Origin of the sequence: Paraglaciecola sp. 20A4 (genome assembly GCF_011378905.1) — a bacterium.
GTDB lineage: Bacteria > Pseudomonadota > Gammaproteobacteria > Enterobacterales > Alteromonadaceae > Paraglaciecola.
The window spans coordinates 183928-195364 of the sequence record NZ_WTPY01000006.1 but is presented as its reverse complement, the minus strand read 5'-3'; the positions used below and the strand labels follow the sequence as shown (position 1 = coordinate 195364).

General features: G+C 42.6%; 9 protein-coding genes. 4 read left to right on the top strand and 5 right to left on the bottom strand.

Annotated features, from left to right (window positions below; translation table 11 throughout):
• Positions 1-148: 148 nt before the first annotated feature.
• The 3 genes from GQS54_RS09150 to GQS54_RS09140 form a co-directional block, all read right to left on the bottom strand.
• Positions 149-802 (bottom strand): peroxiredoxin-like family protein, encoded by a 654-nt coding sequence (locus tag GQS54_RS09150; RefSeq protein WP_166423683.1) that lies wholly within the window; start codon positions 800-802, stop codon positions 149-151.
• 226 nt (positions 803-1028) lie between these two features.
• Positions 1029-2192: an L-dopachrome tautomerase-related protein gene (locus GQS54_RS09145; RefSeq protein WP_166423682.1), complete on the bottom strand. Its 1164-nt coding sequence runs from the start codon at positions 2190-2192 to the stop codon at positions 1029-1031.
• A gap of 151 nt (positions 2193-2343) precedes the next feature.
• The gene (locus GQS54_RS09140) at positions 2344-3345 is read right to left on the bottom strand and encodes a zinc-binding alcohol dehydrogenase family protein (protein WP_166423681.1); all 1002 of its coding nucleotides are present in this window, start codon (positions 3343-3345) and stop codon (positions 2344-2346) included.
• A 248-nt stretch (positions 3346-3593) separates the two neighbouring features.
• Between GQS54_RS09140 and GQS54_RS09135 the strand changes: the two genes are divergently transcribed.
• Complete coding sequence (locus GQS54_RS09135) at positions 3594-3770, top strand: hypothetical protein (RefSeq protein WP_166423680.1); 177 nt, start codon at positions 3594-3596, stop codon at positions 3768-3770.
• Positions 3771-4049: 279 nt separating this feature from the next.
• Here GQS54_RS09135 and GQS54_RS09130 read toward each other — a convergent pair whose 3' ends face one another.
• Positions 4050-4430 carry a DUF6789 family protein gene (locus GQS54_RS09130; protein ID WP_166423679.1) on the bottom strand — a complete coding sequence of 127 codons (381 nt, stop codon included), beginning with the start codon at positions 4428-4430 and terminating at the stop codon, positions 4050-4052.
• A 438-nt stretch (positions 4431-4868) separates the two neighbouring features.
• Here GQS54_RS09130 and GQS54_RS09125 point away from each other — a divergent pair, with 438 nt between their 5' ends.
• A complete protein-coding gene (locus GQS54_RS09125; RefSeq protein WP_166423678.1) occupies positions 4869-6869 on the top strand; it encodes an ATP-binding protein in 2001 nt (666 codons plus the stop codon).
• 199 nt (positions 6870-7068) lie between these two features.
• Here the strand turns inward: GQS54_RS09125 and GQS54_RS09120 are convergent, their stop codons facing one another.
• Positions 7069-7545, bottom strand: a complete 477-nt coding sequence (locus GQS54_RS09120; protein ID WP_166423677.1) for a GNAT family N-acetyltransferase — start codon at positions 7543-7545, stop codon at positions 7069-7071.
• Between the two features lie 547 nt (positions 7546-8092).
• Here GQS54_RS09120 and GQS54_RS09115 point away from each other — a divergent pair.
• Together GQS54_RS09115 and GQS54_RS09110 are read left to right on the top strand one after the other, a co-directional pair.
• Positions 8093-10348 carry a TonB-dependent receptor gene (locus GQS54_RS09115; RefSeq protein ID WP_166423676.1) on the top strand — a complete coding sequence of 752 codons (2256 nt, stop codon included), beginning with the start codon at positions 8093-8095 and terminating at the stop codon, positions 10346-10348.
• Between the two features lie 9 nt (positions 10349-10357).
• Positions 10358-11434, top strand: coding sequence for a dienelactone hydrolase family protein (locus tag GQS54_RS09110; protein WP_166423675.1), 1077 nt, complete (start codon positions 10358-10360; stop codon positions 11432-11434).
• The last annotated feature ends 3 nt before the right edge of the window (positions 11435-11437 follow it).

The following is an 11437-nucleotide window of genomic DNA, read 5'->3' as shown; positions in this document are numbered from 1 at the left end:
TTGAATAGTGTCTTAGCATACGGAAAAGTGAACTAGGTCAACAAGTTGAAATGGCATTAAACTTGTCAAAGCATAAGCTTATAAAGACTACGTTATATTCTGCTGAACCCTATGTTCAGCCCAAAATACGCATTGCACAGACAGCTTTCTAAGCGCGATATATCTTTAATGCGTTAAGTATATCGGCTGGCTCAGCACGTGTTCTGTAATCAACGTCCACATAACGCCAAAGCACAACGCCATCAGCGCCTAAAACAAATGTACCTGGGATGGGTAACACACTGCCATTGCCATTATTTATATGCACTAAATCAAGACCTCGGTCTTTACGCATATGCTGCAAAATAAGCTCTGGTACCTGCCAAGCAACACCATAAGATGACGCAACTTGGGCATCTTGGTCTGACAAAACATGAAATGCTAATGCACTTTTTTCACTTTTCGACAGACTTTTATCGGGTACTTGCGGACTAATAGCAACCAATTGTGCGCCAAGTTCATGAATATCGCCGAGAATAGCCTGCAATGCTCTAAGTTGTAAATTGCAATACGGACACCAGTCACCTCGATAAAATGTCACCACAACTGGGCCGTTGACACATAAATCGGCGAGTGTGACTATCTCACCTAGGGCATTAGGTAAACTAAAGTTAGGTGCCTTTTGTCCGACTAAAAGCGCCGCCTTACCTTGTTCAAATTCCCGTGCTTTTTCCATCAAGTTATCCATGGCCTGCATAAACTCAGGTTTGGCCTGCCTCGATTTTGCTATTTGCGCATCAGTTTGTTGCTTAAGGCTGGTCAACTTGTCTCTCCTATTAAATTAATTCTTAACGATAATCCAATATCCATAGCTTAAACCAATAAACCATATTAATTATTTCAAGCACGAGGGGACTAAACTTTTGGCATTGAGTCAATTTTATTTTGGTAACGTAAAATAACAACGCCCGGATCACCGGATATGAATGACCAAGACGTCATCGACTCAGAATAACCTGATCCAATACTGAATATCGAGAAAGGTCCAATTAACGATCTGCTCTACCTTCTGCTAACACAGGGAAGCGCATCACTTTAAACTCCCCTTTGCTGGCATTTACTCCGCCATTTAATACAGGGGAGCGATGCAACTCATTTACGGTAAAATAAATATAACCATCTGTTCCATTCGCAAAGCCATCAGGCCAAACTATGCGCTGATCCTTATATAAAGTGCGGCGATTTCCTGAGCTGTCAGTTACTTCAACGGCCCCCTGAGTCACCGATGTTACATACACATTCCCAGCGCCATCGATGGTCATTCCATCAGATAGTGACTTGTCTCCATACCGCTTTATCTTCTCTTCAAGGGCGACCGTATCCAAAGTACTATCAATGAGATCGTCTGTTAGTATCCGGTAGATAGATGTGCCAGACATAGAGCCGAAATACAACCACTTCGAATCGGGATCAATAGTAATTGGGTTAACACCTAAACGTGCTGGCTGGCCTCCTAATGTGATCACCCGGCCTTCAATTGTCATATCGACGTCTTCAGCTTGGGTGAACTGGCTGCCTTCAAGTACCCGCCTTGTTTGACCCGTTTTTATATCAACCACCACAATCGCCGCTTGACCGTTACCTGCGGTATCGGCTAAATAAATTTTGCCGTTTTTATTGTCGATAGCGAGGTCATTTAAAAATGAACTAGCCCTAATCATTGGCTTGGCGATATAAATAATTTTTTCAAGGCTCTCAGTACGTGTATTCCAACCAACAAGTCGACCAGCATGATCTTCATCAGAGGTATCTAGCATCCAAAGTACACCTTTTTGATCCACATCAACGCCCAATACATTGTACAAACCAATTTGATTTTCATCAGGTGACGATGCCCATGCAACAGTAGGATAGGGTTTAACCGAGCCGTCGTTAAACAGCTCAACCATTTTAACGGCTTGGCCATAAAAACCGTGTACGCTCAGAAACTTGCGTCCATCAGGACCTATCGCAATATTGCCTGGAGGCGTATTAGCCTCAAACGAAGCATATGTTTCAAGTTCCTGACCTATCTCTTGTTCAGCGCTGCTTTGTGAATTAACTGGTTGGCTATGTCCGTGCGCTTGCCTCATCATCAACCCAGATGCAGCCACTAAGGTAAAGAGTGTTAATCCTGTGGCAATCACGCCCCTAGGGCTCGATTTTAAATTCATATCTATCTCTTCTTTTTGTATTCTTGTTCGTTAACAGCACCGACACATTGCCGATGTATATCACTTCGTATTACGTAAATCGAAATTATGCTGCGTTAAATATCAATGGACCCATTGCAAGGGACAAATTTTAAGGGATAAATCGTATGGCCTAAAAACCTTCCAAAACCAACTTACCCACTGAGCTTTGTGACTCAAGTTTCTTATGGGCCTTGATTAAATTTTCGACCGTTATTCGACCTAAATTCTCACCCAGCGTAGTAACAAGAGTGTGGTTATCAACCAACTGCGCTATTTGAGTCAATATCTCATGTTGTTTTTGCATATCGTCCGTTTTAAAGAGCGAGCGGGTAAACATAAATTCCCAGTGCAGTGACACACTCTTTCGCTTTAAAGCTCCCACATCAATAGCGCCAGGGTCATCGATTAGCGCAAACTTACCCTGTGCAGCGATGCACTCAACTATTTCAGCAAAGTGATCGTTGGTATTGGTTAGACTGGCAATATTATCTATACTCTCGAATCCGAGCTCGGCGAGTTGTTTGCTCATTGGCTTGTGATGATTAATCACGTGGTCAGCACCTAATTTTTGCACCCATTTAGCACTTTCTTCCCTAGACGCGGTTGCAATAATGGTAACATCGGTCAGTTGTTTAGCCAGTTGAACCATTATAGAGCCCACACCACCAGCAGCACCAATAATTAACAATGTTTGCTTGCTCTCGCGGGTCAGTTGCAGGCGATCAAATAGCAATTCCCACGCAGTAATGGCGGTTAACGGCAGTGCGGCAGCCTGAGCATCCGAAATCGAGGTAGGCGCTAAACCGACGATCCGCTCATCTACTAATTGAAATTCTGCATTGCTACCCTGGCGCGACATATCACCTGCGTAAAAAACACGATCACCCGCTTTAAACAAGCTCACATCCTGACCTACGGCTCGCACGATGCCGACCCCGTCGTAGCCGAGTACTTTAATATTTGGCTCTGGGTTTACTTTAGCGCGCAGTTTTGCGTCCACCGGATTAACAGAAATGGCTTTGACCTCGACCAATAAATCTCGACCCGTTGCCGTTGGTATATCAAATTCATACGCTTGTAATGCGCCATCAAATAACACTTCGCTGGGGTGTCTATAACCAATCGCTTTCATTATGTTCTCCAATACAGCCAGTAAAATAATCATTATCAATAAATTAATGCTGCCATTGTAATTCAGTTCCTTATTTTAAAAAGCCATGAATACATCAAACACCTTCAATTAATATTTGAAGAGCTAAGCCGATTTAACAACATCGTGGATAAATGATGGTAAATTAACTACCAGAAAAAATGCATACACGTATATACATTTGATATACACTAAAAACAGGTAGATCGTGATTCAGTTCGGGCAATATATTGAGTGCTAAGAAAGCAAAGAAGAAAAATAGTCAGTTTATTGTTCGCATTAATGATCAAGAGCGTGCTGAGTTTGTAAACTTATGCGAAGAGCTTGATACGAGTGCAGCCCGAGAAGTTCGTCGATTTATTCGCGAGTTCATGACTCAGCACAATCGCCCTTCTTCACAAGCGTAATGGCTGAGTAGATGACAAACTAAACTTAATATAAAAAGGAAGATCCCATGGCAAAAGCAAATGCAAAAGCTCTTAAAAAAGAAATCAAAAACCGCAAAGCTAAAATTGCTAAGCAAGAAGGCAAAGTGAAAAAGTTGAAAAAACAACTTAAGAAAGCAAAGTAATCTCGCACAATTGACAAGCCGGATAGGACTTGTTCCTCCGGCTGTTTTTACTCTGTCTTAAAGCCATGCGAAATCGCGTTTACGAACGTAACTTTATTCTTTAATAAATAAAAACTCAGCTATTTTGACCTAGTAATTTAGCAAACGTGAACCCCATCACCGCACCAAACACAATATGTAGCATAAAAGTCATTATGGGTGCCATGATCCCCATGGAAAGACCAAATAACCCTGCGCCACTCATTGGCATAGGGCCAATCATCATTAGCAGCCACGCAGCAATACCTAAAATTATGCCTTTTACAATTTGTGAGCGACCCGGTATAGCAGCATTAAATATGGCAAACGTACCACCCCAAGCAATCGAACCAATAGCAAAATGCATGATCCAACCTGTGGTAAGGCTTACTTGGGTACCCATTTTTTCAGCTGCCATGGTAGACAACATATGAACGGGATCTAAGTCAGGCATCACGCCCATATTTTTTTTAATCATCATTAACCCCGTTATTTAAATACTTGCTCTGGACATCACGTTTGTATCACGCTAAGTCAAGTTTATAAACGTTCTACGGATTTATAACGAACTGGATATTCCTTTGAAAACCGAGTCAATTAATGACCAATTGACACTGTCGAGTCGTGAAATTTAACGCAGATAACCTTGCATTATTACGAAACAAAATAACAATTCTACTACCTACCGGCCTGCTTATAAGGCGCTTACGGGTATTTACTTCACAAATATAATGCTGCTATTGGCGAAAAACGTTTAGTCAAAAACCTGATTTATATAATATGCTATGACAGATATTTAAAAAAACCTCAGTAACAATTCGTTAGGTATATGCCAACCCTATCGGTACAGCAAACTTGGCGTATTTTCACTCACTTAAGGGGTTACTATCGGCACTTTCGCCGCGCTGGAAGATTTATGGTTCAAGAATTTACTGCTAATACCCAACTAAATTTTATGTCCGGTGGTGGCGAAATGGGTGCCCGCATTCGCGCCTATGACTGGAATACAACGCCACTGGGCAACCCAGAGGACTGGCCGCAACCGTTAAAAACCAGTTTACGTTTACTTTTATCAACCGGCCATCCTATGCTGCTCTGGTGGGGAAAAGAGTTAATTCAATTTTATAATGATCCCTACTCTTTGACCTTAGGATCCGAGCGTCACCCCAGTTCAATGGGTCAACGAGGACGTGAGTGCTGGGAAGAAATATGGACTCAAATCGAACCTCAAATTACACGTGTCATGTCGGGAAACGGACATACTTGGAATGAAAACCAACTGCTTCTTATTACACGCAACGGTAAACGTGAAGAAATGTATTGGACCTATAGCTACAGCCCTGTTGATGATCCTAGCGCTGAGTGCGGTGTCGGCGGCTTGTTGGTCATAGCCACTGAAACCACAGAACACGTGCTCGCCGAACAAAGAATGAAGATAGCGGAAGCTCGGTGGCGCTCGCTTTTTGATCAAGCTCCAAGTTTTATGTGCGTACTGCAAGGCCCAGAACACTATTTCGAATATGCCAATCGCAATTATCTTGAAATGCTTAATCAACAAGATATTTTAGGTAAGAAGGTAATAGATGTTATACCCGAAGTAGCCTCGCAAGGTTTTATCACCTTGCTCGATGAAGTTTATAAAAGTGGTAAAAGTCATCACGGTGTGGCTGTTCCGTTAAGTTTCAGTACGAAGGAGCCCATTTATGTTGATTTTATATATCAACCAATATCAGCGCCAGACGGCAAAGTTAGTGGAGTATTAGTCGAGGGTACTAATGTAACAGAGCGCGTAATGGCAAATAAATCACTGCAAGAAGAAGACCGGCGAAAAGATGAGTTTCTTGCGATGTTGGCCCATGAGTTGCGCAACCCATTAGCCCCAATCCGAAATGTCAGTGAGATGCTCACCCAGTCGGCTCAACAGGATGATAAGTTACAAAATATTGGCAATATTTTGGCCCGGCAAGTCACCCACATGACCCACCTGATGGATGACCTATTGGACATATCGCGGATCAGCCAAAATCGTATAACCTTACAACATGAACCGGTAAGCTTATTTAGTGTCGTTAATGTCGCCTTAGAATCCTTGCACAGCGCAATAGTGGCAAAAAATCACCATATTGATCTTATCGATATCGAACTTAGACCTTATGTAAGTGGTGACATGACTCGACTCGTGCAGTGCGTGACTAATATTATTAATAACGCGGTAAAATACACCCCGACGGGCGGTAAGATCACCATTCAAATAGCAGGTACTTCGAACCTGGCAGAAATTATCGTGTCTGACAACGGCTGTGGGATCGCCCCTGCCATGCAAAATGAAGTATTCGAGTTATTTACTCAGGCAAACCAAACCTTAGATCGTTCACAAGGAGGATTGGGCATAGGTTTAAATATCGTCCAGCGCTTAGTGCACATGCATGGGGGTGACGTAATAGTTTATAGCGAAGGTTTGGGCTGTGGGTCACGATTTAGTATTCGTTTGCCAAGTATAGCCAGCCCCAAATTAGCCAAGCAAGAGCCAAACCCACTGCAAAACACCTTGAGGCGTATTTTAGTCGTCGATGACAATACGGACTCAGCTGATACCATGGCAGAGCTATTAACCTTTCAAGGGCACGACGTTAGGACAGCCTATACGGCTCGACATGCACTAAAATCCGTTGATGATTTTGATCCCGAAATTGTATTACTCGATATCGGATTGCCTGATATGAACGGTTATGAAGTAGCAGAGAAAATCATTCATAAAAATAACAAACGACTTCTTGTGGCGTTAACCGGTTATGGTCAAGCAGAGGACGTGCGCAAAGCCAAAGCGGTTGGGTTTAATTTCCATTTCACCAAACCGGTGAATTTAGCTGAACTTAGCAAAGTCTTCAGTACACCAGTATCAGACATCATGGATTAAAAATAAACCCAGCGTGATTTTCGGATCTAAGGTTATTTCAAGTAGATAACAAAACGCTGCCGCAGACCCATTTAAAATCACTAATAACTCAACGAAGGGTTATCCAACGGCTAGTTTGATAGATTTGTTCCCGGCGAAATATCAATTGCGCTCAACGCTAAATTTCAAATGGCTGACCGCAGACTCCGATGCACAAACGCTAATGCATGCGCTGACTCTTGTAGGCCGCATCATATTTAGCACACTTAATAATCGCTATCATATCTTCATTCTCGTCGTCCATTCCCACTTCAGCGAATCCAAATGAGGCGTAAAAATCTTTCGCAACGGGATTTTGAGGATCGTAACAAATTTCAATTTCAGCAACACTCGGATTTAATCGTATGTCGTTGAGCATTAACGCTAACGCTTCACGCCCGATGCCTTTTTGTTGATGTTTGTGGTCTACCATAAACCGCCAAATCGATACTTTTTCTGCGGATTCAAACACCCACATAAAAAAGCCAACGGGCTCTTCAGCAAGATAAATAACCCGAGTCTCAAACCCGTCATTATAAGTCGACTCAACCAAAGACCACATATTGCACGCCACATAATCTTCCTGAGCGGGTGTTACATCAAGATCACACACTGCCTCGTAGTTATCTTTGGTGACTTGGCGAAGCGATACATCCATTTTATTTCCTAAACTTTAAATAGTTACTTTTGCACTCGATAAGCTTAGTTTGCGAAATCGAAGGTTGATTATAAGATTTTCTTTGCTGGCAATCATAAACGAAGTTAAAACGTCGTTTATGATCTTTTCATACTTTATGCATATTGTTTACTGCACTTTACTTACTCCATATGGCTCAGTGAAAATAATGAAATCCGCTTTCACGTGTTTATCGCTTATTATTCAAAGGATTTCGGTCGTAATTTTATAATTGAGTTTGTCGAACTAATCTGCGGTGTGAATAACCGAAGGCTATTGGATCGGTATTTTTTATTTTTAGAAGAAAGTAAAGACTAACCTCTTTTTCAATCAACTTCGCTACATATTTCTAGCGAATTTAGTCATTTCCAGCTCTTTAAGGGTAATTATAGAACGACAAAAATGTCATTAAGTGATTAAATTTCCTACATAATATCATTCCCCACCTTGCTAAGTGAGCAAACTACAACCAACATGTGTTAGCCCTCGGCAACTTTTGTTCAATGTGATTTTAAAAAAGGAATGTTTAATGGCCAGATTATATTCTTGGCGTCCCATCAAAAAGACAATTTATAAAAACGGGCTGGTTATCACGTTGCTGTTATCTGTGTCATGCACGAGCCTCGCCCAACAGGTGCCTAAGTCGCTAATCGAAAAGAACAAAGAATACGAAGTCGTTGTCGTTACAGCACAAAAGCGCGCGCAAAAATTATCTGAAGTTCCGATAGCTATTTCATCTTTTAATGCCGCCAATATTGAGCAAACCAGCATTACTCAGTTAACGGAACTAGCTGATTTCATCCCGAATTTGTCTATTACGCGCACAGCCGATATTAGTTCCGCCATTACCATCCGAGGTATTGGTTCGAATAGTCGCAATATTGGCTTTGATACCCGAGTAGGTGTTTATTTAGATGGAGTATATTTAGGGCAATCCCCCGCCCTTAATCAAGAGCTACTTGATTTAGCGAGGATTGAGGTGTTGCGTGGTCCACAAGGTACACTGTTTGGTAAAAACACCGTGGCAGGCGCCATTAATCTGATATCCAAAAAACCCTCGGATGAATTAGAAGGCCAAATCAGCGGATCATTGGGCAATATGAATGCCCGTGAAATTCAAGGACAGATAAACCTACCTATTTCTGATACTAGTGCCGTGAAATTAGCCGCCACTAAGCTGGATAGAGACGGCTATATTAAAAACTTGCTCACTGGACATGATCTTAATGAACGTGACGCGCTGGCTTATCGAGGCCAGTTCTTGACACAATTGTCCGACAAATTGGAATTCAATTTTAGTATCGATGGCCTGAACACCGAACGTCTCTCTTTCTTAGGCGAAGCAATATCAGATACCTTAGGAAATACACTCGATACCGGCGCCCCGAATAAAAATGAAGTCGCCACCACTATTGATACCTACGAAAAACGTGATATCTGGGGAGCAGCAATAGATTTTACCTACCGTACGGACAATGGCTACGATGTTAAATCGATTACTGCTTACCGAGATACCGATAGCTTTTATCGCAATGACTCAGATTATGCTACAGCGGATTTATTAGTGATTGAATACGCAGATCAATATCAGCAATGGTCACAAGAACTTCAGTTAATTTCCGAGCAAGGGAAATCACCACTCGATTACATAGCGGGAATTTACCTTTACCGGCAAAACGCTGACACCCAAAGAGATGTGATAAATGGCTCCCTGTCTTTTATATTTGGTAATGTGCCAGGTACGTTAGTCAGTAACAGTGGTTTGGTCACGACCGACAGTTATGCGGCCTATTTTAATAGTGGATACAACCTAACTGACACAACTTCACTCGCATTTGGCCTGCGCTATACTGATGAAACCAAAGACATCGATTGGCTACTAGATGGATCAAATTCTGGCGCTTTCCGTATTGGTAGCACCGATGGTAGATTCACAGACTCACGCGGTGACCGTTATTTATCTTACGCATTAAGCGTCAATTATGCTCTTAATAACAGCCTCAACAGCTATGCCAAATATTCGACCGGTTTTAAAAGCGGTGGCTTCAATCTGGACTTTATCACTAGCAGTGATCTTGCAGCTGGTATCGAGTTTGACAAAGAAACAGTAGGGAGTGCCGAACTGGGTTTAAAAGGTAATTTTTACCGAAATAGCTTAATTGTTAACTTTGCCGCATTCAGCTCGGTATTTAAAAATTATCAGGTTAATCAATTTATTGACTTAGGTAATGGGGCTTCATCTATTTCAATCCGTAATGCTGCGCAAGCCAACTCTCAGGGGATTGAGCTTGAGATGACTTACCGACCCATCAGCAATTTAGAAATTCAAGCCAGCATGGGATTATTAAATACTGAGTTTGATAGTTTCCCCGGCGGTTTAACTGGCGGAGGTGACGCCGAAGGCAACAGTCTTATCAATGCACCTGACAGCAACTTTTCAATCGGCGTGCAATATTTAACCCAAATTAACGCTTTAAACGCAGACCTTTCTTGGCGATTAGATATTACCCATAGCAGCGGATTTTTCACCACCGTAGATAATGTAAAAACTGAAACACTGACTGATAGCACGGTTGTAGACTTCGGTCATGTAAACACTCTTACACTGATTAATGCTCGTATTGGTTTACTGAGCAACGACAATGGCTGGGAAGCCTATCTTTGGGGCCGTAATCTAGCTGACGTTCGTGACCCTATCGATAATCGCAAAGACTTTTTCGGCACGGTTACCGCCAACTACCAAGAGCCCCGCACGTATGGCGTGGAAGTAAAATATAGCTTTTAGGAGAATCAAATGCGCATTTTTTTATTCTGTTTTTCAATTGCGACGTTTGCCTGTATGTCTCAGGACAGAAGGCTTCCACCACCGTTGCCGGATTTCCCTGATTATCCTGCCGTTACTAAACCAACCACTGTTACCAGCGGCGAAGTCTACTTTTCCTCGGTTACCCCTGGCGACTACAAATGGTTAATTCTGCCCACGCAGCCCCTTCCTGTAACGACGGTGAAAGCACAGCTATTTTTACCCAGCACAGCAAGCCGTGATAAACCGGTTCCGGCAATGGTTATTATTCATGGCAGTGGTGGTGTATTGCTCAGTCGAGAAATAGCCTATGGAAAATGGATGGCCAGTCATGGCATTGCTGGTTTAGTCGTCAACTCTTACGCTGCTCGTGGCGTAACTGACCAAACACCCTACGGTTTGCGGGTCGCCATAGTGAGCGATGCAGACGAAGTGGCTGATGCCTATAGCGCCTTAAAGTTTCTTAACCAACATCAAGCCATTAACCCTAACAAAATCGGTGTAATGGGATTTTCTTATGGTGGAATGGCCAGTCGCGCCGCACTAGATAAACGTATATATCAAAATTTGGCAGCCAAAGTACCTGCATTTGCCTTACATCTTGATTACTACGGACCCTGTCACTTTGATTTACAAACCACTATAACCACAGGCGCGCCATTATTTAGTTTACGGGGGGCAGAAGATAAATCTAATGACTTAGAAGCGTGCGCACGTATTGAAAATAACCTACGAGATGCTGGCTCTGCCATAGGCAGTACTATTTTTCCTACTGCTGGTCATGGCTGGGAAATGGCTTCTGCTAGACAATTCGTCGCTACATTGAACCCAGCGCCATGCAAGCAGGTGCTAATGGACAATGGGGATTGGCAAGTGAATGGAGAGACCATAGTCGTTCCGCCTTTACCTGATCGGAAGCAAAAATACCATTTCAGGTTAAGATTGCTAGGACAAATGAAACAATCCTGTATGTCAGAGGGGTATATTATGGGAGCGGATAAACCCACCCACGCGCTAGCCAATATATTGCTCGAGCAATATACCCAGACCTATTTACTCAACAAATAACAG

Bases quoted from the DNA above. Each gene is read 5' to 3' on its own strand.
- GQS54_RS09115 (WP_166423676.1), top strand. From the start codon at position 8,093: ATGGCCAGATTATATTCTTGGCGTCCCATCAAAAAGACAATTTATAAA.
- GQS54_RS09130 (WP_166423679.1), bottom strand. From the start codon at position 4,430: ATGATTAAAAAAAATATGGGCGTGATGCCTGACTTAGATCCCGTTCAT.
- GQS54_RS09110 (WP_166423675.1), top strand. From the start codon at position 10,358: ATGCGCATTTTTTTATTCTGTTTTTCAATTGCGACGTTTGCCTGTATG.
- GQS54_RS09125 (WP_166423678.1), top strand. From the start codon at position 4,869: ATGGTTCAAGAATTTACTGCTAATACCCAACTAAATTTTATGTCCGGT.
- GQS54_RS09140 (WP_166423681.1), bottom strand. From the start codon at position 3,345: ATGAAAGCGATTGGTTATAGACACCCCAGCGAAGTGTTATTTGATGGC.
- GQS54_RS09120 (WP_166423677.1), bottom strand. From the start codon at position 7,545: ATGGATGTATCGCTTCGCCAAGTCACCAAAGATAACTACGAGGCAGTG.
- GQS54_RS09145 (WP_166423682.1), bottom strand. From the start codon at position 2,192: ATGAATTTAAAATCGAGCCCTAGGGGCGTGATTGCCACAGGATTAACA.